23 protein-coding genes are annotated in these 20,927 nt (G+C 52.8%); 5 read left to right on the top strand and 18 right to left on the bottom strand.

The window, feature by feature from the left end; all coding sequences use genetic code 11:
• Position 1: 1 nt before the first annotated feature.
• The 7 genes from dxs to AB6B37_RS03340 form a co-directional block, all read right to left on the bottom strand.
• A complete protein-coding gene (gene dxs / locus AB6B37_RS03370; RefSeq protein WP_371397496.1) occupies positions 2 to 1,912 on the bottom strand; it encodes a 1-deoxy-D-xylulose-5-phosphate synthase in 1,911 nt (636 codons plus the stop codon).
• Between the two features lie 50 nt (positions 1,913 to 1,962).
• A complete protein-coding gene (locus tag AB6B37_RS03365) occupies positions 1,963 to 2,853 on the bottom strand; it encodes a polyprenyl synthetase family protein (protein WP_371397495.1) in 891 nt (296 codons plus the stop codon).
• An 8-nt stretch (positions 2,854 to 2,861) separates the two neighbouring features.
• Positions 2,862 to 3,092: an exodeoxyribonuclease VII small subunit gene (locus tag AB6B37_RS03360; RefSeq protein WP_371397494.1), complete on the bottom strand. Its 231-nt coding sequence runs from the start codon at positions 3,090 to 3,092 to the stop codon at positions 2,862 to 2,864.
• 34 nt (positions 3,093 to 3,126) lie between these two features.
• On the bottom strand, positions 3,127 to 3,741 hold the full coding sequence (locus AB6B37_RS03355) for a histidine phosphatase family protein (RefSeq protein ID WP_371397493.1): 615 nt from the start codon (positions 3,739 to 3,741) through the stop codon (positions 3,127 to 3,129).
• Positions 3,742 to 3,815: 74 nt separating this feature from the next.
• Positions 3,816 to 4,223 (bottom strand): META domain-containing protein, encoded by a 408-nt coding sequence (locus AB6B37_RS03350; RefSeq protein ID WP_371397492.1) that lies wholly within the window; start codon positions 4,221 to 4,223, stop codon positions 3,816 to 3,818.
• A gap of 8 nt (positions 4,224 to 4,231) precedes the next feature.
• On the bottom strand, positions 4,232 to 4,690 hold the full coding sequence (locus AB6B37_RS03345) for a TIGR02301 family protein (RefSeq protein WP_371397491.1): 459 nt from the start codon (positions 4,688 to 4,690) through the stop codon (positions 4,232 to 4,234).
• A 9-nt stretch (positions 4,691 to 4,699) separates the two neighbouring features.
• Positions 4,700 to 5,149: an NUDIX hydrolase gene (locus AB6B37_RS03340; RefSeq protein ID WP_371397490.1), complete on the bottom strand. Its 450-nt coding sequence runs from the start codon at positions 5,147 to 5,149 to the stop codon at positions 4,700 to 4,702.
• Between the two features lie 28 nt (positions 5,150 to 5,177).
• On the opposite strand from AB6B37_RS03340, the gene AB6B37_RS03335 reads away from it, so the two are divergent.
• Positions 5,178 to 5,900: an SOS response-associated peptidase gene (locus tag AB6B37_RS03335; RefSeq protein ID WP_371397489.1), complete on the top strand. Its 723-nt coding sequence runs from the start codon at positions 5,178 to 5,180 to the stop codon at positions 5,898 to 5,900.
• A gap of 4 nt (positions 5,901 to 5,904) precedes the next feature.
• Here the strand turns inward: AB6B37_RS03335 and AB6B37_RS03330 are convergent, their stop codons facing one another.
• Genes AB6B37_RS03330 through AB6B37_RS03315 form a run of 4 tightly spaced genes read right to left on the bottom strand, consistent with a single transcriptional unit; the run spans position 5,905 to position 10,121 of the window.
• Positions 5,905 to 6,927 (bottom strand): YihY/virulence factor BrkB family protein, encoded by a 1,023-nt coding sequence (locus AB6B37_RS03330; protein WP_371397488.1) that lies wholly within the window; start codon positions 6,925 to 6,927, stop codon positions 5,905 to 5,907.
• A 9-nt stretch (positions 6,928 to 6,936) separates the two neighbouring features.
• A complete protein-coding gene (gene yaaA / locus AB6B37_RS03325) occupies positions 6,937 to 7,719 on the bottom strand; it encodes a peroxide stress protein YaaA (protein ID WP_371397487.1) in 783 nt (260 codons plus the stop codon).
• A gap of 36 nt (positions 7,720 to 7,755) precedes the next feature.
• Positions 7,756 to 9,153 carry an FAD-binding oxidoreductase gene (locus AB6B37_RS03320; protein ID WP_371397486.1) on the bottom strand — a complete coding sequence of 466 codons (1,398 nt, stop codon included), beginning with the start codon at positions 9,151 to 9,153 and terminating at the stop codon, positions 7,756 to 7,758.
• Positions 9,150 to 10,121: an L-threonylcarbamoyladenylate synthase gene (locus AB6B37_RS03315; protein WP_371397485.1), complete on the bottom strand. Its 972-nt coding sequence runs from the start codon at positions 10,119 to 10,121 to the stop codon at positions 9,150 to 9,152. The genes AB6B37_RS03320 and AB6B37_RS03315 overlap by 4 nt, the downstream gene beginning before the upstream one ends.
• A 117-nt stretch (positions 10,122 to 10,238) precedes the next feature.
• Between AB6B37_RS03315 and lepB the strand changes: the two genes are divergently transcribed.
• Entirely contained in the window at positions 10,239 to 11,021 is a 783-nt protein-coding gene (lepB, locus tag AB6B37_RS03310; RefSeq protein WP_371397484.1) for a signal peptidase I, read from the top strand.
• An 81-nt stretch (positions 11,022 to 11,102) separates the two neighbouring features.
• Complete coding sequence (locus AB6B37_RS03305) at positions 11,103 to 11,579, top strand: hemerythrin domain-containing protein (RefSeq protein ID WP_371397483.1); 477 nt, start codon at positions 11,103 to 11,105, stop codon at positions 11,577 to 11,579.
• A gap of 69 nt (positions 11,580 to 11,648) precedes the next feature.
• Here the strand turns inward: AB6B37_RS03305 and AB6B37_RS03300 are convergent, their stop codons facing one another.
• The 3 genes from AB6B37_RS03300 to clpS all read right to left on the bottom strand — a co-directional run bounded on the left by AB6B37_RS03300 (position 11,649) and on the right by clpS (position 15,532).
• Complete coding sequence (locus AB6B37_RS03300; RefSeq protein WP_371397482.1) at positions 11,649 to 12,338, bottom strand: head GIN domain-containing protein; 690 nt, start codon at positions 12,336 to 12,338, stop codon at positions 11,649 to 11,651.
• Positions 12,339 to 12,765: 427 nt separating this feature from the next.
• Positions 12,766 to 15,099, bottom strand: a complete 2,334-nt coding sequence (gene clpA / locus AB6B37_RS03295; protein ID WP_371397481.1) for an ATP-dependent Clp protease ATP-binding subunit ClpA — start codon at positions 15,097 to 15,099, stop codon at positions 12,766 to 12,768.
• A 94-nt stretch (positions 15,100 to 15,193) separates the two neighbouring features.
• Positions 15,194 to 15,532, bottom strand: a complete 339-nt coding sequence (gene clpS, locus AB6B37_RS03290; protein ID WP_371398401.1) for an ATP-dependent Clp protease adapter ClpS — start codon at positions 15,530 to 15,532, stop codon at positions 15,194 to 15,196.
• A gap of 232 nt (positions 15,533 to 15,764) precedes the next feature.
• Here clpS and AB6B37_RS03285 point away from each other — a divergent pair, with 232 nt between their 5' ends.
• Positions 15,765 to 16,988, top strand: coding sequence for a serine hydrolase (locus AB6B37_RS03285; RefSeq protein ID WP_371397480.1), 1,224 nt, complete (start codon positions 15,765 to 15,767; stop codon positions 16,986 to 16,988).
• On the opposite strand, the gene AB6B37_RS03280 is transcribed toward AB6B37_RS03285, so the two are convergent.
• From AB6B37_RS03280 to AB6B37_RS03265, 4 genes are all read right to left on the bottom strand, one after another.
• The gene (locus AB6B37_RS03280; protein ID WP_371397479.1) at positions 16,985 to 17,434 is read right to left on the bottom strand and encodes a hypothetical protein; all 450 of its coding nucleotides are present in this window, start codon (positions 17,432 to 17,434) and stop codon (positions 16,985 to 16,987) included. The genes AB6B37_RS03285 and AB6B37_RS03280 overlap by 4 nt on opposite strands.
• Before the next feature lie 101 nt (positions 17,435 to 17,535).
• The gene (locus AB6B37_RS03275) at positions 17,536 to 18,669 is read right to left on the bottom strand and encodes an aminotransferase class V-fold PLP-dependent enzyme (protein ID WP_371397478.1); all 1,134 of its coding nucleotides are present in this window, start codon (positions 18,667 to 18,669) and stop codon (positions 17,536 to 17,538) included.
• Positions 18,670 to 18,672: 3 nt separating this feature from the next.
• A complete protein-coding gene (locus AB6B37_RS03270; RefSeq protein WP_371397477.1) occupies positions 18,673 to 19,812 on the bottom strand; it encodes a M23 family metallopeptidase in 1,140 nt (379 codons plus the stop codon).
• Positions 19,787 to 20,473 (bottom strand): tetratricopeptide repeat protein, encoded by a 687-nt coding sequence (locus AB6B37_RS03265; protein ID WP_371397476.1) that lies wholly within the window; start codon positions 20,471 to 20,473, stop codon positions 19,787 to 19,789. The genes AB6B37_RS03270 and AB6B37_RS03265 overlap by 26 nt, the downstream gene beginning before the upstream one ends.
• Positions 20,474 to 20,647: 174 nt before the next feature.
• Between AB6B37_RS03265 and grxC the strand changes: the two genes are divergently transcribed.
• The gene (gene grxC / locus AB6B37_RS03260; protein ID WP_371397475.1) at positions 20,648 to 20,923 is read left to right on the top strand and encodes a glutaredoxin 3; all 276 of its coding nucleotides are present in this window, start codon (positions 20,648 to 20,650) and stop codon (positions 20,921 to 20,923) included.
• The last annotated feature ends 4 nt before the right edge of the window (positions 20,924 to 20,927 follow it).

Genomic DNA, 20,927 nt, shown 5'->3' with positions numbered 1-20,927 from the left:
CTTACGCCAAATTCGCTGTGTCCACTTGGTGACGACCGAGCACTTGGAAGACTTTGGCGACAATCGCGTCCGCATCTAGCCCTGCTTGTTGATACATTTTATGCGGCGTGTCTTGGTCGATATAGATATCGGGCAGCGTCATCGTGCGGATTTTAAGCCCGCTATCCAAACGGCCAGCCGCTGCAAGATCGTGTAGCACCATCGCGCCAAAACCGCCAACCGCACCTTCCTCAATCGTGATCAGAACTTCATGTTCATCCGCGAGCCTTTTAATCAGCGCGCTATCGAGCGGTTTGGCAAAGCGGGCGTCGGCGACTGTGGTCGATAGCCCTAACGTCTCTAGTTGTTCTGCGGCGGTAATACATTCACCGAGGCGCGTCCCGTAAGACAAAAGCGCAATACGCGAGCCTTCGCGGATGATGCGGCCTTTGCCAATCTCTAGCACCTGTCCGATCTCTGGGATGGCAACACCTGTGCCCTCGCCGCGTGGATAGCGGAACCCGCATGGCCCTTCGTTATAAGCTACAGCGGTGGCCACCATATGGGTCAGTTCCGCTTCATCCGCCGCCGCCATCAACATCATATTGGGCAAGCACGCCATATAGGCGATATCAAACGCACCCGCATGGGTCGGGCCGTCCGCGCCGACAAGGCCCGCGCGGTCCATCGCAAAGCGCACAGGCAGATTTTGCAGCGCAATATCATGCACAAGTTGGTCATAACCGCGTTGCAAAAACGTCGAGTAAATCGCGCAAAACGGCTTGTACCCATCCGCTGCGAGGCCTCCTGCAAATGTCACCGCATGTTGTTCGGCAATGCCGACATCAAACATACGTTTTGGAAAAGCTTCCCCAAAGGCTTTCATGCCCGTACCGCCCGGCATCGCCGCCGTGATACCGACAATTTTATCGTCTTTCTGCGCCTCTTTAATCAGGGCATCAGCAAAGACATTGGTATAGCTCGGCGCGTTAGGCGTGGATTTGCTTTGTACGCCTGTGACGACGTTGAACTTGCTAACCCCGTGATATTTATCAGCCGAGTTCTCCGCAGGCGCATAGCCTTTGCCCTTTTGCGTCACCACATGCACGAGCACAGGGCCGTCTTTCATATTTTTGACATTTTCGAGCACAGGGATAAGCGCGTCGAGGTCGTGCCCGTCAACAGGACCAACGTAAAAGAAGCCAAGCTCTTCAAACCACGTGCCGCCAGTAAACATGCCGCGTGTATATTCTTCGCCTTTTTTGGCGGTCGATTTAATCGGGCGCGGGGCGTCTTTCACAATAGATTTGGCCATACCACGAATGCGCTGATATCCGCCGCTGCTGACTGTGCGGGCCAAAAGGTTGCTCATCGCGCCAACGGGCGGGGCAATCGACATGTCATTGTCATTTAAAATAACAATCTGGCGACTATCGGTGGCGCCCGCATTATTCATCGCCTCATAGGCCATGCCAGCCGTAATAGAGCCATCACCAATCACGGAAATCACGTGACCCTCACGCCCGTCTAAATCGCGTGCGGTCGCAAAACCCATACCCGCTGAAATAGAGGTCGAGCTATGCGCCGCGCCAAACGGATCATAGTCAGATTCTGCGCGTTTGGTAAAACCCGACAGACCGCCGCCTTGGCGAATAGTACGGATTCGGTCACGCCGTCCTGTCAGGACTTTGTGCGGGTAACATTGATGCCCCACGTCCCAAATCAATTTGTCAGATGGGGTATTAAACAGGTGATGAATGGCAACGGTCAGTTCGACAACGCCCAGCCCTGCGCCCAGATGCCCACCCGTGACAGAGACCGCGTCAATGACTTCCGTGCGTAATTCGTCGGCCAGTTGCTTTAACTGCTCCCGCGACAAATCTTTCATATCATCCGGTGTTTTAACGGTATCAAGCAGCGGCGTATGAACCATAGTCACGTCTTTCTTTTTCGCGGATCTTACGTCGCCCGCCTATTCCCCAATTAATGTGTGCGGTTTAGCACAAAATCCACTGTCGCGCACAAAATATCTGCATCTTTTCCAAATGGGGCCAGATGCGATTTTGCGCGCTCGCCTAGTTCTGCTGCCATCTCTCGCGCAGGTTCTAGACCTAAGATTGACACGAATGTGGCCTTTCCAAGGTCTGCGTCTTTGCCGACCGCTTTGCCGACCAAATCCGCATCGCCTTCGACGTCCAGAATGTCATCTTTTATTTGAAAAGCCAGCCCCATATCCCGGGCATAGCGCCGCACACGCGCAACATCATCACCGCTGGCCCCGGCCAGCACAGCCCCCGCGTGACAGCCAAATTCAATCAACGCCCCAGTTTTAAGATTTTGCAGCTCTGTAATGAGGGCTTCGTCCCGCGCGTCCTCTGACACTGTGATATCAATCACCTGCCCGCCGATCATGCCGTTAACACCGCCAGCGACAGCGAGCGCTTTGACCATCGACAGCGCGCGTGCGCTATCCTCGCTGCTACTCGCCATAAGCTCAAAAGACAGCGTCAGCAGCGCGTCGCCCGCCAGCGTCGCAATCGCTTCGTCGTAGGTTTTGTGAACAGTCGGCTTACCCCGGCGCATGTCGTCATCATCCATACAGGGCAAATCATCATGGACGAGGGAGTAGACGTGTAAACATTCCAGCGCCGCCGCCGCCCGCCAAATTCCCGCGTCATCTGCGCCAAATAATTGAGCTGTCTGGACAAGCAGGAAGGGCCGCAACCGCTTGCCCCCGCCCATGGCAGCATAACGCATAGCCTCTGCTACCACAGCCTGATGCCCAATAGGTTTTGGCAGAACATCGTCCAGCACTGTTTCCAAATGCTGCGCTGTCTTGGCAAGGCTGTCTTTAAAGGTCACGGGTGAGCTCAAGATTACCGCTAATCAAGCGGCGCTGTTTTGGCATTACCATTGCCGTCCAGCACAATTTTTTCGACCTTTAACTGCGCGTCTTTTAGCTTGCCTTCGCAATGCGCTTTTAGGGCCGCACCGCGTTGATAAATCGTGATGCTTTCTTCGAGCGGGGCGTCACCGCGCTCTAGCTTAGAGACAATGCCTTCAAGCTCTTCTAGCGCGGTTTCAAAACTCATATCTTTAATATTATCGGCCATAATGTTCTCTGTTATGTCTAATGCTGTCGCGAATCTATGTCTTTGTTTTACGCGTTAAAGTTCGAAAACTCCAATGCAGATCGCCATTTTGATGCACGCATTTCCAGCCGCGCTTCATCAGCGACCCTTTGATCATGCGGTTAATCCAGCCGTGTGCCGTGACCAGCACAATTTTGCCGCCTTGCGCTTCATCCGCCAGAGCGTCACATACGCCTTCCACACGTTTGCGCGCATCGCGGTGATTTTCCATGCCGCCAGCATAGCCGACATACCAAACAATACGCGACCATGTCCCCCACGTTTTGGGACGAAATTTCAATGGCCCCAGATGCGGTGACGGCAAAGCCGCCTCGACTAATTCCGGTATAATTTTATCGGGGGCCTTACCTGTCAAAAGCTCTGCACTTTCAACAGCACGGGGCAGCGGGCTAGAAATAACAATGTCTGCCGTCTTGGCGACCCTTCTGACTTTCTTGGGAATTTTCTGCTCAGACTTCAATCCGCCCAAATCATATTGGCCCCACCAATCGCGGTAGCCCTGCCATGTCAGACGCACTTTTCGTGACAATGCGGGCTTTCCGTGCCGCACAAGGATGATGGTATCAACATCACGCGCGAGGCTAGGGTTATGGGGGTCAATTACCGTCATTACAGCGCCGAGGTTTACGGATATCACGGCGTAAGTCGAGTCTTTATCGACCCGTCAATAATCACTTTATGGAGTTAGTCCCAATCCCGTCGGCGCAATGTTAGCAGGGTCTCACCCGCCTCATTTTTCAAAAGCAACTTTAAATGCGTCGCCTCGACCGACCGCGCATCTTGCAACGCACCCAAAAAGGCGCTCTCTGCGCCAAGATGCGGACATGCCATTTTCGTTGAGGCCAAAGGCCCAATGGTCAACGTATCGCCAGTTTGTTCATAAGTCCCGAAAAAGCGGTTACAGCCGCCATGCCCTATAATCTCACCGCCCGATTTAAACCCAACAAATTGTTCGACATCACCACTCTGTTCTGGCGCCCATTCAGACCCAACTAGCGATGGCAGCGGTGATGCTGCTTTGATATTTTTACTAACTTTCATACAGGCGGTCAGCGCGAGCGTGGCCAGCAATAAGGGGATGGGTCGAAGCATAATATTTCCTATTGTTCGCGAAACGGGTCGCCGAGCATAGTCGCGATATTACGCGCATTTTCAGATAACGCCGCCGCGTCCAAACTAACAGCGTTAGAACACGTTGAAAAACGATCTCGTTCTTGGTTATAGCCGGCGTTAAAGGCGCGTATAATATCCCGACGGCGAGCGACATCATCACCCACTTCAACGTCCATCATCTCGGCGGTTTTTTCACGCCACAGCTGGTCATCATCACCAAAACACAGTGTGCGCAGATAATGCAGTTGCCCAAGATTTTTAGACAAAGCTTCCACAAGGTTGTTCATTTTAAGCATATCAGCTTCAACGCGTTTCTCTGCCGCCTCTCGCGCAGCCTCAGCCGCGGCAGCAGCGGCGCGTTCTTGCTCCCGCGTGGTCTGCGCGTCTTGGGCAAAAGCGGGTAAACTGACTGCCACCAATGTTATGAGAAAGATAAAACGTTTCATATGCCGATATTACGCTTTTGACCGCTCATTTAAACCACTTTTATCAGCGTCACCTAACACTGCCCGTGCCGTCTCAATCACCTCGCGGGTTTTGGGCCACATGCCTAATGCATCAAGCCGTTCTGGCGGGACAAATTCGGCCCGCGCTGCATCATCACCCGCCCGAGGCTCACCCGCGGTCCAAATCGACACGTAATCATGCAGGCGGTAATGAAAGCCTTCAAATTTTGCGTCAATCACTGCAACCTTTGCACCCAAAGTCGCTGTCACAGATGTTTCTTCCATCAACTCGCGCAGCGCCGCTTCGCGCTCGCTCTCGCCTGCCTCGATACGCCCACCCGGAAGAGACCATTCCCCTTTGCGTGGTGCCGTGCCCCGCTTTATCAACAGCACATCATCCCCGCGAAAACAAATCACACCGACACAATCGACCGGGTCTTTTTCTGTAAGGTCAACCATAGCTCCCCCTACCCTTATGCGGCCACACATGATAGGAAAAATCATGTGCGGACGATATTCATTAGCGGGCAATCAGGCCGAAATTGCGGCCTATTTTGGGGCCAAAACAAGCACGCTGGGCCGCAAGGGTAATCCGCTATGGGATTGGGATCCGCATTATAATATCGCGCCTGCGTCCGTTGTGCCTGTCATTGCCTTTGACGGTCAAAGGCAGCGAAAAATCGTGCCCATGCGCTGGGGACTGCATCCGCATTGGAAAAAGGGTCCGCCCGAAGGTCGCCCTCTGTTTAATGCGCGGCTAGAAACGGCGCATGAGCTTGCCAGTTTTCGCACCCCTTTTCGCCGCCGCCGCGCGTTAATACCCGCCAGTGGATGGTATGAATGGGAAGGCGTGGAAAAACCCAAAACACCCTATTATATTCACACCACCCATAACTCTCAGGGCAGCAACGGGTTCACAGCCTTTGCAGGATTATGGGATCAATGGATTGTCAGCGAGGGCATTACGCTTTTGTCGTGTACCATACTGACCACCGCCGCGACAGGCGATATTAAACACCTGCATCACCGTATGCCTGTGCGCCTACCGCAGCACAGGTGGGACGATTGGCTCGATTGGGACAAACCCGCCGCCAAAATTGTAGAGCAGCATATGGGGGGGGATGATTTGGATTATTACGCGGTCGACACGGCTGTTAACTCCGGCCGCGCGGAAGGGCCAGAATTAATTATCCCAGCTGCGTTTAAGTAAACCTCTAGCTGGGTCTTTGACCTTTGGAAACGGCCGTGTCCGCAGGGTCGGCTTTGGGGTGACCCGCATCAAAATCTGCGACCACCGCACCGCGCTTACCGACGGGTCGGTCCGGACCGCGCGTTGTATCAACATGGGTTTGGCGCTCCATTTCGGCATTAATTTCGGCGCCAATAATGACAATGAAGGCGGTTAGCCAAAACCACATCAACAGGACAATCACAGCGCTTAAACTGCCGTAGGTCGCGTTATAGCTCCCGAAGCGGGAAACAAAGAACGAAAACCCCGCCGAGATAAGCAGCCAGCTCAGTGTTGTAAAAATAATTCCCGGATAAACCCAGCGCTTTTTGGCGGGTCTGCGCGACGGCCCAAAGCGGTAGAGTATGCCAGAGGCAAAGCCAAAGAGACCGACCAGCAACATCCACGGCATTGCCCGTGTCGCGAGCCTCGCTATACCTTCTAATTTAAGAAGGGTCAGCAAGGCTGGCACGCCGATAATGACCGCCAAGGCCACCCAAACAAACAAAACCATGGACAATGTCATCGTCCCCGCAAGGGCGTAAAATTTGGCAAAGCCGCGGCTCTCGACCTCACCGTAAGCAATATTCATCGCCCGCATGATTGCGCGTATGCCCGCCCCCGCACTGTAAAGCGCGATAAGAAGACCGACAGCGATACCAACGCCAAGCTTAGCATTGGGTTGGTTCACAACGGTTGTAATTTGGTCGTTCAACAAAACCCATGCGTCACGCGGCAGAACTGCACTGACCTTTGACAGCATCGCTTGCGCGTCAGCGGGGTCAGCGAAATATCCGTAAATGGACAAACACGCCGTGATGAGCGGAAAGACGGCGAGCAAGCTGAAAAACGCGACACCCGCCGCAACGACGCCAACATTGTCATTGCCGATCTCTTTAAACACACGTGTAAAAATCTGCCGCCAATCGCGCAGGGAAAACTGCCACGGCCATTCGGCCCCACTTTGCGGGTTGGGTCGCGGTTTTACAAATGGTGCATAACGCGACACGGTGCGGGACTATTTCTTCGGCGGTTGTGGACGGGTAAAGACAAGCTCAGAGTCTGAGCTTGCGGCTTTATCAAAACTATAACCATCCAGATCGAAATCTTTCAGATCATCCGCGCGCTCGACGCGATTATCCATAATCCAACGCGCCATCAGGCCACGTCCATATTTCGCATAATACATCAAGGCGCGGGCTTGACCGTCTTTCACATTAAGAAACTTGGCAGAAAGAACCGGGCTGTCGATTGATTTTTTAGCCACGGCTTTGAAATATTCATTAGATGCCAAATTGACAATTGTGTGGTCTTTATGACCTTGCATATCTGCGTTTAATTGATCGGCAATTTTTGTGCCCCAAAAATCATAAAGTGATTTGCCACGCGGATTTTCAATCTTTGTGCCCATTTCCAAACGATAAGGCTGTATCGCATCAAGCGGGCGCAGCACACCGTAAAGCCCTGATAAAATCCGCAAATGATCCTGCGCATAAGACAGCGTGTCATCGGACATAGAGTTGGCGGCCAGCCCCCAATAGACATCGCCGTCAAAGGCAAGGCCTGCCTGTTTGGCGCTATTGCTCTGCCCGTCCAGATTAAACGTCTTGAAACGCTCCGCATTTAATTCGGCCAGATTATCAGAGATATGCATCAGGCGCTTTAGGTCATCCGCGCTTTGTTTTTTCGCGACCTTCGCGATCTCTATCACGTCGGATTGCAGCACTGGCTTAGTCGGCGAGAGCGTCGTCTCGGCCGGATCAAAATTTAGTTTTTTTGCAGGGGAAAGAAGTGTCAGCATGTTCGTCTCCGTCTCATAACGTCGGCTAAGACCACCTTAGACCAGTACGCGTGGATTCATGATACGATGGGGATCTAGCGTATTTTTCACCCCCTGTAAAAGAGACATTTTGACAGGGTCAGCGCGCTCCGCCAGATCACCGCGCTTCATCACGCCAATACCGTGCTCTGCCGATATCGACCCGCCGAGATCATCAACAATATCAAAGACGGCGTGGGATATTGCGTCCCATTGCGCTAAAAACGTCTCACGGTCTACCCCTTCCGGCGCGCCGATATTGTAATGAATATTCCCGTCACCAAAATGGCCAAATCCTACGGGGCGGCATCCGGGCACAATCGCCTCTACGGCCGCATCCGCGCGGGTGAAAAATTCTGGAATTGTATCAATTGGCACAGTGATGTCTTGCTTTACCGACCCGCCGAGATATTTCTGTCCGGCAGATACATTTTCACGCAACGCCAATAATTGCGCCGCTTGGGTCTCGCTTTGCGCGATGACGGCGTCATTAATAATGCCGTCTTCAAAAGCGCGTTCTAGCACACGGCTGGCTATCGCTTCGCCCTCTTCTTCTGTCGCCACCTCCCAATCAATCAGTGCAAACCAATCATGCGGCGCATCAAATGGATAACGCTGTCCTTCGATATGGGTTGTGACCAAGTCCATGCCGATTTTGGGCACGACTTCAAACATTGCCAAATTTGATCCTGAGCGTGAGGCGTCGAGCAGTTTTAGCGCGTCGCTCGGTGAGTTCAGCGCGCACATTACGCGTTGCACATGGCCGGGCTGTGGAAACAGTTTGAGGCTCGCCGCCGTGATAATGCCGAGCGTACCTTCCGCGCCAAGGAACAAGCGGCTAAGGTCATAGCCCGTGTTATCTTTACGAAGCGCCGTCAGCCCCTTGTAAATAGAGCCGTCCGCCAGTACCGCTTCGACCCCGAAAACAAGGTCTTTGGTCGTGCCGTATTTCAGCACATGCACGCCGCCCGCGTTGGTCGATAGTACGCCGCCCACAGTGCAACTGCCTTCCGAGGCGAGCGAAAGGGGAAACTTTCGGCCCGCGTTTTTGGCGGCGTCTTGGACGGATTGCAGGGTCGCGCCGGCCTCTACGATCATGGCGTTATTCGTCACGCTTACGTCGCGAATGGCTGTCATTTTTTTAAGAGATACCAGCACTTCACCCATGGGCGTCTGCCCGCCGACAAGGCCCGTATTACCGCCCTGTGGGACAAGGGCGATGTTATGCCCGGCGCAGATTTTGACCATCTCTGATAACTCCTGCGTATTGCGCGGGGTCAGCATGAGCGGCGTATTACCAAAATATTTATCGCGCCATTCCGTCAAATGCGGCGCGATAATGTCAGGGTCCACAGTCCATGCACCCGTGTCAAAGTCGGATTTAATCTGCGCTAGACCTGTATCGATATCGCTCATGTATCTCGCTCCGCGGCTGCGCGTTTCAGACGGTCATTAATTGCCGCGCCAATCCCGTCCGTTGGAATGGGCGCAACGGCTAGGCTATATTTTGTATCAAGGCGGCGCATAAAATCAAAGAGATTTCGCGCGGCCTCATTGACATCACCGCCCTTGGACAAGTTTAATCCCGGTGCGGTAAAACACGCACCAAAACCCAAATGCGGCTCACCCGGTTCTGGGGTTTTGACATTTAACCGTACGCGGGCACGAGGGGCATAATGGCTTTTTAACATGCCCGGAGCCGTGATGGCTTGCGCTCTTTGTGGACGTGTAATGCGCGCGTCAAAGGCGGACAACTCCGCAAAGCTAATCCCGCCAGGACGTAGCATAACACCGCTATCGCCGTTAATTTGCACGACAGTCGACTCGACCCCAATCGGACACGGCCCAGCGTCAATAATCATATCCACCGTGTCGCCCAAATCATCCGCCACATGCTCTGCTGTTGTAGGGCTGATACGACCAGAGCGATTAGCGCTCGGCATAACCAACGCGCCGTCAAACCCCGCCTCAATAAAGCTGCGCGCCCACGGCGTTTGCGGACAGCGCAGCGCAATCGTATCAAGCCCCGCACCTGCATGAGCGCTGATCGGCGCGCTGTCTTTACGCGGCATCACAAGGGTGAGCGGCCCGGGCCAATAGCGGGTTATCAAGGCCTGCCCCAATGGCGGGATATGGGCAAATCTTTGGGCACCGTCAGGCGACAGGACATGAGCAATTAAAGGGTTATAGGCTGGTCGACCTTTTACCGCATAAATCCGCCTAACCGCATCATCATTACTTGCATCACCTGACAAACCGTAGACCGTTTCCGTGGGCAAGGCGACAAGGCCGCCCGCGCGCAGAATATCCAATGCCTCTTGGTAAGCTTTCGGCCCGGCGGGGCGGATTTTAGCGCATATCGACATAAGGCCTATATAAGTCATTACCCTGCAATTAACCACCGCCTTGAGCGCGCATATGACGCAAATTTCATCCCTGCGGTGATATATAGACTTGATTTAGGCCGCGCCCCGCGCCATGCCCCTTTTAGGAGATTAGGCATGACATCCAAGACCGACGTTCCGGCGCCCAATGAGCAGACGGGCCCAGAGCCAAAAGCCAGTTTAAAAGACAGGATCATAGAGGAGCTGAAATTCCTTATTGGTCTTTTTGCTTTTATTACCGTGTTTTTCACACTGGTCTGGGGCCATTATAAAATACCCAGTGAAAGTATGCAGCCCACATTAGAGGTCGGCGACCATCTTTATGTGTCAAAATTTGCCTATGGCTATTCCAAATATTCGCTGCCCTTTGGCCTGTCAAAACTACCCGTGCCATCAGGCAAAATATTCTCGCGCACACCCAAACGCGGCGATGTCGTTGTCTTTAGTCACCCGCGCACAGATATGATCATGATTAAGCGCGTCATCGGACTGCCCGGTGACACAATCAATATCAAAGCGGGACGGCTGGAGTTAAACGGTGCGATTATTGAACGCGAAACAGTGAGTAATTACCTATACCGTCAACATACGGGCAGCGTTGTTGGCGTTGATGTTTATAATGAAATACTGCCCGGTCAAAAAGATAGCCACGTTATTTACGAACAATCTGACAGCTATGCTTTGGATGATGTTGGTCCGTTTACAGTGCCGGAAGGACATGTCTTTATGATGGGCGATAACCGCGATAATAGCGTGGATAGTCGCGCACCGTCTGGTCCTGGCATGGTACCATTAGAACGCCTGATTGGGCGGGCTGATTTAATGATGTTCAGCTTTAAAAAATGCGATAAATCCGAAGGACTTTATTGTCCACCGCGGCGCTGGGCGCTCGGTCTTTAGCATTGAAAGCTGCTATACCCGGCAGCAATCTCGGAACATATGGCTTCTCCTCCCGTTGATTGGGTAACGAAGGAGAAAACTATGACAAATATTTTTAAAACACTCAAAAACGACCATGATAAACATCGCGAGCTTTTAGAGACGATCGGCGATACATCAGGTGATAGCCAAACACGCCGCGACGCGTGGTCTGAATTTTTCACAGATGTCAGCGCCCATGCGGCAGCTGAGGAAGAGGCATTTTACGCGCCATTGATGGAAACAAAAAGCGGCCAACCAGAAGCCCGCCATTCCGTCGCCGAGCACAAGGAGCTTGATGACCTGATGCAAGAGCTCAATGAAACAGATATGAGTTCACCCGCATGGCTCGCGACGTTCAAAAAACTCCGCCATGATTATGAACATCACATGGAAGAAGAAGAAAACGAAATCTTCGCTCAAGCCAAGAAATCAATTGGTGATAAAGTTGACGGCTCAATTGCAGAGAAATTCAAAAAGCGTAAAGCAAAAGAACGTGACCTCGTCACAGAAAAAGCTGAAAACGCGCTGGTCGACTAACCGGTTAGTTTGCGAATAATGTAAAGCCCGCACATAGATGCGGGCTTTTTTGTGTCAAAATTGATGTCGTTATTTAATCCGAATTTTGGACATAAAATTACTGTTTTTTTCAATTGATTTTGGATTACCCAGCACAACGATCTCTCCGATACCCATGGCGGAGACGTCGGCGCTTTCGGACGCATAGACGGTAAACTGTCCAACGCCAGACAAATCCGCTTTCACATCTTTGCATTTCAGATCAGCCGTCGAAAAATCACCAACGCCACTAACCTCTGCTCGTAACGATCCGCAAGTACCGGCAATATCCATCTCGCCAACACCGCTAACGTTCAGGGTAAAATCATCGGCTTTCACGCCTGAAATATCACCCGTTCCGACCCCCACAATATCAAGGCCGTTCAAGCTCGGCATGGTAATTGTCACAAGCACGCCGTGTTGTTTATTCATTTTCTTTTTGCGTTTTTCATTATCCAGAACAAGCGTGTCGCCGCGCACAAAAACTTTTAGGTTTTCGACCTCTTTGGCCGCGCCGCTCGTGTGGACGTAAAACTCGGGTCCGACTTTCACGTCAAGCTCATAAACACCGACAATTTCAATATTGTCAAAGCCTGTAACGTCGTGAATTTCTTGAATGTCGTTGCTGCGATCGCGATTATCATCATGAGCGAAAGCTGTCGTAGTGGCCGCAATCGCGCCCACTGTTAAGGCCGTCGCCGCAGCCGATTTAAATCTATCGAGGGGTTTATTGTTTGACATAATCGCGCTCCTTTACAGCATATGAATGAAGAGCTTGGCACAGCTCTGATGCACTTACGCTAAACGCATAGGACTTAAAGTCAAGAATTTTATTGAAAAACGATAAGTTTTTAAACAAATTTACGCTCTTTCGCCATTACCGCTCTTGTGGCGGTAATCCAGTTGAAGGTTTTGCCTCTGCAGATGATGTATCAAGATATAAGGCCTATGAAGTAATTGCACCGCATGGATAGCCGAGACAGGCTCGGCTATGACGTAGAATTTTGTTGAGAGAGCGCCGTCATCACCGCCCTTGTGGCGGTGATCCATACGCATTATTATCAGCAACGATACTATTTAATGCGTCGTCCGAATTAGGCCAAAAAAAACCGACAGCCATAGGCTGTCGGCATTACACTAAAACTCATTGGCGGAACTATTTTAACCGCTAAGCATCCTCAGTCGGTTTTGGCGCGGGGAGGCCTTTGCCGCCTTTGGGGCCGCTGAGTTTTTTCTTGGCGGGCGGGACAATCTTGAAGGTCAGATTCTCCTTCTTCCTATCCACGCCGACCTTAACCAAGCCGCCCTGTTTGAGCTTGCCAAATAATATCTCATCCGCGAGCGGCTTTTTAATATATTCTTGGATTGTGCGAGAGAGCGGACGTGCGCCGTAACGTTTGTCATAGCCTTTCTTTGCGAGCCAAGCATTTGCACCCTTGGACAATTCAAATTCAATCTTGCGCTCTGTTAATTGCGCTTCCAATTGGATAACGAACTTATCGACAACGCGGGCGATATTATCTTCGGACAGAGGCGCAAAATGCACAATCGCGTCAAGGCGGTTACGAAACTCTGGCGTAAATAAACGCTGGATGGCCGCATCCGCTTCATCCGATTTCAGACCGCGACCAAAACCAATCTCGGCCCGCGCGGCATCGGATGCGCCCGCATTTGTCGTCATGATAATAATGACATTGCGGAAATCTATGGTCCGGCCATTGGTATCGGTCAGCGTGCCGTTATCCATCATCTGCAATAAGATATTATAGATATCAGGATGGGCTTTCTCGATTTCGTCCAAAAGCAAAACACAATGCGGGTTCTGATTGACTTGATCGGTCAACAAACCGCCTTGGTCATAACCGACATAGCCGGGAGGCGCACCGATAAGGCGCGACACCGTGTGGCGTTCCATATATTCAGACATATCAAAGCGCAGCAGTTCCAAGCCTTGCGTCATGGCAAGTTGCTTGGCTACTTCCGTTTTACCAACACCTGTTGGGCCCGCAAAAAGGTAGCTACCAATTGGCTTATTTGGCTCACGCAGCCCCGCACGGGCGAGTTTGACGGCCGCCGCGACTTGTTCAATCGCTTTGTCCTGGCCAAACACCATGCGTTTCAGATCCAAATCCAGCGATTTCAGCGCTTTCTCATCATCACGCGAAATAGATTTCGGCGGAATGCGCGCGATCTTGGAAATTACCAATTCGATGTCTTCAATACCAATCGTTTTTTTGCGCTTTTTCTCTGGCATCAGGCGTTGACGCGCCCCCGCCTCGTCAATTACGTCAATCGCCTTATCGGGCAATTTACGGTCTGTAACGTGGCGAACGGCCAAATCAACGGCCCCTTGAATGGCTTCGTCTGTATATTTGACGTTATGAAACTCCTCGAAATAAGACTTAAGGCCTTGCAGGATTTTCACGGCGTCATCCGGGGACGGCTCTGATACATCCACTTTGAGGAAGCGGCGCGACAGGGCGCGGTCTTTTTCAAAATGCTGACGATATTCCTTATAGGTCGTGGATCCCATACACCGCAGCTTGCCCGATTGCAGAGCAGGCTTGAGCAGGTTGGACGCATCCATCGCGCCGCCCGATGTCGCACCCGCACCGATAATGGTGTGGATTTCATCAATGAACAAGACAGCATGGGGTAGCTCTTGCAGGCGTTCCATCACGGCTTTTAACCGTTCCTCGAAATCACCACGGTAGCGCGTACCCGCCAACAGCGCGCCCATATCAAGCGAGAAAATGGTCGCGTCCGCCAGCACATCTGGCACGTCACCTTCGATAATTTTGCGCGCAATGCCTTCGGCAATGGCTGTTTTACCAACGCCTGGGTCGCCCACAAGAAGCGGGTTGTTTTTACGGCGGCGGGATAGAACCATAATGCAGCGTTCGACCTCTTGGTCGCGGCCAATTAGGGGGTCAATATCGCCTTCTTTGGCTTTGGCGTTAAGATCAACACAGTAACTCTCCAGCGGGTCAGATTTCTTATCGCCCTCTGGCCCCGAACCGTCTGGGCCTGTGCCCATGATGGGTTTAGAGACACTGGCTTCGCCGTTTTTGCCGATACCGTGGCTGATATAATTCACAGCGTCATAACGCGTCATATCGCGTTCTTGCAGGAAATAAACGGCGTGGGACTCGCGCTCAGCAAAAAGCGCGACGAGCGCATTGGCGCCTGTCACTTCTTCACGGCCAGAGCTTTGGACATGGATAACGGCGCGTTGAATTACGCGGTGAAATCCAGCCGTCGGGCGGGCTTCTTCAAATTCTTCAACGACAAGGCTCTGTAAATCCTCATCTAAATATTGCGCGATGTCGCTGCGCAGCGCGTCAATGTCGACGTCACAGGCCTTGATAACGGCTTGTGCGTCTGTGTCATCCAGCAGTGCAAAAAGCAGATGCTCTAACGTCGCCAATTCATGTTTGCGGTCACTCGCGACCGTTAGGGCGCGGTGAATGGTCTCTTCCAAAATGGGGGAAAACGATGCCATAATTAAATCCTTTCAAGACCTATATGTGGGGGTCTTAAGTCGCTATTCAAGCGCACGCTCTGTAGTTTTTGGCGGATGAACATAATGGAATCGATTATACTTTCTCCATTGTGCATTGCAGGGGATGCTGCGCGCGTTTTGCGGCATTCATGACTTGGGTCACTTTTGTTTCCGCAATCTCAAAGGTAAATACGCCGCAAACTCCGATTCCGTTTTTATGCACATTGAGCATAATGCGGGTCGCGTCTTCGGCGGATTTGTTGAAAACCTTCATCAACACGTCAATGACAAATTCCATCGGCGTGTAATCGTCATTCATCAACAAAACGCGGTACATGGACGGTTTCTTGGTCTTGGGTCGCGTTTTGGTCGCGACACCGCGTTCCTCATCGCTGTCACCTTCTCCGCCTTTCTCGGGCGGATCAGCCATCATCAATGGCGAAAATAATATAGAATCTAAATCCTTCATAGCCTTTAAGGTAGTGGGTCATACGCCCCATGAAAAGGGGGCCACGCCGCGCAATGTGACGCAAGACAGCCTAAAAGGAGGCCTTATCTGTGCATAGCTTTGCGCGGTCACTAAAAACCAGACAAAATGCAGCGGATAGGCAGAAGGGTTAACCCATATTAACCATTGCGTAAGAGACACAGCATAGACCCGCATTATGTGGTTCATGCGTTTCATCCTTCTGCTCTGCGTTCTAACGCTCGCCGTGCCGACCTCAACAGCGGCTGAGCAAGCTGTGGATGGGCGTTACGCCTCAATCGTTGTCGACGCGCAGACACTTGATGTTATTCATGCCCGCCAAATTGACGCGCTACGTTATCCGGCCTCTCTGACCAAAGTTATGACGCTGGTGCTGACCTTTGACGCGCTAGACCGCGGCGACATAACGCTATCCACGCGCATGACGACGTCGCGATTTGCCGCCGCCACACCGCCTGGAAAGCTGGGCCTTCGCAAAGGCCAAACGATCAGCGTAGAAGACGCGATAAAAGCCTTAACCGTTCGTTCGGCCAATGACGTCGCTGTCGTTTTGGCGGAACATATTGGCGGCGATGTCGAGCGCTTTGCCGCTCAAATGACGGCCAAAGCGCAGTCACTTGGTATGAGCCGCACAGTCTTTAAAAACCCCCACGGCCTCCCGCATATTGCGCAGGTTACGACCGCGCGTGACATGGCCAAGCTGGCTGATTATGTCCTGCGAGCTCACGCACAATATTATCCTTATTTTGGGCTAGAGACCTTCACCTATAATGGCGTGACCCGTAAAAACACCAATGCGCTGCTGCCGTGGCTGCAAGGTGTAGACGGGTTTAAGACAGGCTATACCCGTGCTTCTGGCTATAACTTGATTATCTCAGCAGAGCGCGGCGGGCGGCGTATCATCGCGATTGTGCTGGGCGGGGCGACAGGCAAATCACGCGACAGCCATATGCAAGACTTGATTGAACGCGGCTTTGACGTGCTAGGCGTGGCGCCTATCGTCTCTATCGCGCCAGAACAAAGTCAAATCGTTGTGCGCAAAGATGTGCCCAAAAAAGTCGTGCCCAAAATCGCGACCGCCGTGCGGTTGCGGGGCCGTAATGCAAAGCCCGTCGTCATCAGCACGGGAGGGCAAGACCTCACCATCCAAAGTGTAGAAATGGATAATAACTGGGCCATACAGATCGGAGCCTTTGGCACGGAAATGGATGCCCGCGCGCAGATCGATGCGGTCAGCGCCCTGATTAAGGGGGGCAGCGCACAAGTCATTCCCGTAAGCGCGGGGCCGCGCACATTATACCGCGCACGGATTAAAGGCTTTAATTTTGAAGGGGCGCATAGCGGGTGCCGTGCATTGGCGTCCCTAAAATCGGGATGCCTCGTAATCGCGCCGACGGGCTAATTAACATCCTTGGCATGAGGCATACCATTAAAAATCGGATCTAAATAACGCTTACGATTGCCGGCCTCCCAATTCGGGACATTTTTGATGCAAAAGCTTTTCACTTCAGGCGCTTCTCCGCGTTGTTCGCGGCGGCGCTCCTCGCGCTCATAAGCTTCAAGCTCACGCAAGCTCATGGACTGTCCCCGCGCACAGGCGTCGATCATCTCTTGCGGGGTGGTATCACGCACTTGTTTAAACTCTGACCGGTTGTAGGATTTATAGGCGACAGTGACGTAATTACCTTGGATAAATTTGGTAAAGGTCATGCGGCGGTAATCCGGATTATCCGACGGCCCTGTTTCCAAAAGTAGCACAGGGCTCATGTCTTGCGCGCTGGCGATTGACGGCACGCTTGCGGTACCCATAACGATTGCGCCCGCAATAATTACTTTGAATAAAGTCATATGACCTCCCACACGATGTCGTGCCAATGCGGCACAAATGACGCCCCACAGCGTTTCTAACGCAAGAAAAGCGCCATTTCACGCGGAAATTACAGTGCGCTCTAAAGTCGTCGCGTCACCGCAGCAATGAAACGCGCTATATCCGCATCGGTTGTATAAAGATGCGGCGTGACGCGCATGGCCGAGCCGCGCACAGAAATATAAATGTGCTCCGTTGCCAGCGCCTCTGACAATCCCGCAGGAATACCGGTGGCGCGGCGCAGGCCAAGATAATGCGGGGCGCGCGCCGCCTTTGGTGCGTGCAAGCCAAGCGGCGCGAGCGCGCGCTCTATAACTGCCGTTTTCTCGGCCAAAGTCTCTGCGATATTCTTAATCCCCCAATCGAGGATTTGGCCCATCGCCGCCGACGCCCCGCGGAGCAAGACAGGGTTGGACTTCTCGCCCATATCATAGCGCACCGCGCCGTCGTGGAAGCGGTCTTGGTAACGGGTCAGCCCCGTGAAATCTTCGCTGCCTTGGCGGTTAATCCAATTATGTTCCAATGGCGCGCCGTCATGCCATTTCGTATCGCAATATAAAAATCCCATGGTGTAAGGCCCCAGCAGCCATTTATAACTCGCAGCCACAGCAAAATCAGGGCGACAATCCGCAAGATGTAACGGCTGCGCGCCCAGCGACTGTGTCAAATCCAAAACCAATGCGCCGCCAACATCATCAAGGGCATCGCGTATTGCGGCTAAATCCAATGTTACCCCCGTTGACCAGTGGGTTTGCGGCACAGCGACAATCGCAGTCTTGGCGTTAATCGCCTCTAGCACCACCCGCGTCCAATCATCGTCATCAGGGGTCGGCAGAATATTCACACGCGCGCCTGTCTTGGCGGCTTTATCCTGCCACGGATAAACATGGCTTGGGAATTGATCTTCTAGCACGATGACATGCTGATCCGCGCGCAGCGGTAGGTTATTAGCCGCGATTTGAATGCCGTAGCTGGCGGACGGGACAATAGCGATACAGTCTGCAGGCGCTTCAAAAATCCTAGCGGCTAGGCCGCGCGCCGTCGCGACATCATCAAAAAATTGCGACGCTTTATAATCCCACGGCGCGACCTTTTCTGCGATACCGCTTTGCATGGCAGTGACGACATCATGCATTAACGGCCCCATATAGGCGGTGTTGAGATAGGCATGGCTGTCGGGGATAGAGAATAAAGGCCGTTGGTTGGGGATTATCACAGGCTATTCCACCGCGCGCATGATGTCATTGCGGCGGTAGGTCAGCGCACCGCCCAATTGTGTTTTACTGCCGCGAAAGCGGGCTGTGTTTTTAAACGCCATCGGCAGCGAGCGAATATCTGGGTCATCGAATGTGGGCGTTGTTTGTACTTGGATATGTAAATGCGGGCCGGAGCTATTGCCGCTATTACCGCAGGCCCCGACAACTTGGCCCTCCGTGACGACGTCGCCTTTGGCCACAGCCATACTGCCTTTTTGCACATGGGCGAGCATGACAAAGGCCCCTGCCCCGTTATCAATGATTACGCGATTACCTGTGATGGGATCTTTGCGTGTTTTAAGCGCGGGATCATCCTCCACCCCTGTTTGGACGTCGACAACCACACCCGCAACAGGGGCCAGTAGCGGCACGCCCAGACACGGATCTGTTTGCCAATTTGCGCCTTCGGCCAAGGCCCGGCCATCATCATCCAATATTACCAAATCTAGCGCGTGAGTTTGGTTTTTATGCGGATAATGATGGCTCAGCAATGCGCTTGGCCCGCCTTGAAACACATAGCTATCACCCGCGAAAGGCGCGGCCAAAACAACGGCGTTTTTGGGCGCTTCAAACCTATGGATACGCGATAATTCCACCGTGAAAAATATCACGCTAATCAACGCAAAGACCGTCATAGGACGCCGCCGCGACGCTTTGGGTAGCTGTGACATCAGCGCTGCAAAACCGCCGCAAACCCAAATAATTACGTTAATCTCGGCCGCCTCAGATGCGGTGAACTGTATCGGCACAATGGCTTTGCTTGTGATATAGGCGGCCAATAGCCAGAAAATAACGCGCGCAACCACATGCACAAACGGCCCAAAATCAGCCCGCGTTTTGGGCAGTCGCCAATCGGATAACTTAAGCCCGCCTGTAAAGGCCCGTATCAATCGGCTCGCCCCTAGCACAAGCACAGCGCCCATCAGAACAACCATCATCATATTGGGCAGCATGCCCATTGACCAAGCACCAAAGCCGAGCAAAAACCCAGCCCCCACTGCCGTCCAAAGGGCAGCCAACAGGCCCGTTGAGAGCCATTGAGGCAACGGTTTGCGGGGCGGCTTAGGTGTTTTGGCCTTAGGTGTTTTGGGCGTGTCTGTCATGGGCAAAGTCTAGCTGACTTGCGCGGGTCTTCGCAATCTCTATCTCGGGCCCTGTTAACACCGCTTCAATCTTGGCAATCGCGGCAGTTGCCCCGTCTGCGCCAAGGGCTTTGGCGATATAAAACCACATCAGGCCTTCATTTAAATCCGCCTCACCCGCATGACCGCCAGCAGTTGCCACGCCGAGATTAAACGCGCATCGTCCGTCACCAAGGTCAGCGCCGCGCCGCCAATAAGCAAAGCCCGCCGCCGTATCGCGCGCACATCCCTGCCCCGTCATGGACATACGCCCCAAATGGGTCAGCGCGTCTGTATCACCGCCGTCCGCAGCAATGATAAACCAGCGGTGCGCCGTCGCTTCGCGCTTATCCCCGCCTAGACCATGCAGCCACATAAAACCTAGGTTAAATTGCGCCACAGCCAGTCCTGACTGCGCCGCATTCCCGCGCGCGGCCAAGGCGTAATAATGCCGCGCGCAGGCCATATCTTCTTCTGTTCCGCGCCCAAATTGCGCGCAAGTCCCGTAATTATTGGCCGCCCCCAAATGCCCTGTCTTGGCAAGCTGTCGCATATCCTCTACGGCGCGCGCTAACGCCTCTCCGCCATTAGCGGATTTTATGCGGCGGTCTATGTCGTGAAAATCAAGGGTCTTATTGGTCATGACATTGTTACGGGGGAGACGTGCCAGCAGACGCGACGCATCTTATTCAACGCTCACGAAAGCGTGATATGATTATTATTGACCAATTGGTTTATTATGCTATCTACCGCTTATCGCAATCCTGCGAACAGAGATTTACCCAATTATTGACCAATTAGATAAGTAAGGAATATCATGACCAACACAATCATCCTCTATAGCAAAGATTATTGCCCCTATTGCAAACGGGCCAAAGCGTTGCTGACCGCCAAAGGCGTGACCTATACCGATTTCGACATTGTCGATAACCCCGCCTTAACCGCAGAGATGATCGCGCGTTCGGGCGGCCGCCGCACGGTGCCGCAAATCTTCATTGGTGATACCCATGTCGGCGGGGCCAGCGACCTGTTTGACCTAGAAGATGCCGGCAAGCTGGACGCACTGCTCGCGCCTGTATTGGCGGCCGCTTAGACCT

Origin of the sequence: Fretibacter rubidus (assembly GCF_041429785.1) — a bacterium.
GTDB lineage: Bacteria > Pseudomonadota > Alphaproteobacteria > Caulobacterales > Maricaulaceae > Fretibacter > Fretibacter rubidus.
The sequence above is the reverse complement of the archived record's forward strand: the minus strand, read 5'-3'. Positions and strand labels throughout refer to the sequence as shown.

Bases quoted from the DNA above. Each gene is read 5' to 3' on its own strand.
- dxs (WP_371397496.1), bottom strand. From the start codon at position 1,912: ATGGTTCATACGCCGCTGCTTGATACCGTTAAAACACCGGATGATATG.
- AB6B37_RS03360 (WP_371397494.1), bottom strand. From the start codon at position 3,092: ATGGCCGATAATATTAAAGATATGAGTTTTGAAACCGCGCTAGAAGAG.
- AB6B37_RS03355 (WP_371397493.1), bottom strand. From the start codon at position 3,741: ATGACGGTAATTGACCCCCATAACCCTAGCCTCGCGCGTGATGTTGAT.
- AB6B37_RS03350 (WP_371397492.1), bottom strand. From the start codon at position 4,223: ATGCTTCGACCCATCCCCTTATTGCTGGCCACGCTCGCGCTGACCGCC.
- AB6B37_RS03345 (WP_371397491.1), bottom strand. From the start codon at position 4,690: ATGAAACGTTTTATCTTTCTCATAACATTGGTGGCAGTCAGTTTACCC.
- AB6B37_RS03340 (WP_371397490.1), bottom strand. From the start codon at position 5,149: ATGGTTGACCTTACAGAAAAAGACCCGGTCGATTGTGTCGGTGTGATT.
- AB6B37_RS03335 (WP_371397489.1), top strand. From the start codon at position 5,178: ATGATAGGAAAAATCATGTGCGGACGATATTCATTAGCGGGCAATCAG.
- yaaA (WP_371397487.1), bottom strand. From the start codon at position 7,719: ATGCTGACACTTCTTTCCCCTGCAAAAAAACTAAATTTTGATCCGGCC.
- AB6B37_RS03320 (WP_371397486.1), bottom strand. From the start codon at position 9,153: ATGAGCGATATCGATACAGGTCTAGCGCAGATTAAATCCGACTTTGAC.
- AB6B37_RS03315 (WP_371397485.1), bottom strand. From the start codon at position 10,121: ATGACTTATATAGGCCTTATGTCGATATGCGCTAAAATCCGCCCCGCC.
- lepB (WP_371397484.1), top strand. From the start codon at position 10,239: ATGACATCCAAGACCGACGTTCCGGCGCCCAATGAGCAGACGGGCCCA.
- AB6B37_RS03305 (WP_371397483.1), top strand. From the start codon at position 11,103: ATGACAAATATTTTTAAAACACTCAAAAACGACCATGATAAACATCGC.
- AB6B37_RS03300 (WP_371397482.1), bottom strand. From the start codon at position 12,338: ATGTCAAACAATAAACCCCTCGATAGATTTAAATCGGCTGCGGCGACG.
- clpA (WP_371397481.1), bottom strand. From the start codon at position 15,099: ATGGCATCGTTTTCCCCCATTTTGGAAGAGACCATTCACCGCGCCCTA.
- clpS (WP_371398401.1), bottom strand. From the start codon at position 15,532: ATGATGGCTGATCCGCCCGAGAAAGGCGGAGAAGGTGACAGCGATGAG.
- AB6B37_RS03285 (WP_371397480.1), top strand. From the start codon at position 15,765: ATGTGGTTCATGCGTTTCATCCTTCTGCTCTGCGTTCTAACGCTCGCC.
- AB6B37_RS03280 (WP_371397479.1), bottom strand. From the start codon at position 17,434: ATGACTTTATTCAAAGTAATTATTGCGGGCGCAATCGTTATGGGTACC.
- AB6B37_RS03270 (WP_371397477.1), bottom strand. From the start codon at position 19,812: ATGACAGACACGCCCAAAACACCTAAGGCCAAAACACCTAAGCCGCCC.
- AB6B37_RS03265 (WP_371397476.1), bottom strand. From the start codon at position 20,473: ATGACCAATAAGACCCTTGATTTTCACGACATAGACCGCCGCATAAAA.
- grxC (WP_371397475.1), top strand. From the start codon at position 20,648: ATGACCAACACAATCATCCTCTATAGCAAAGATTATTGCCCCTATTGC.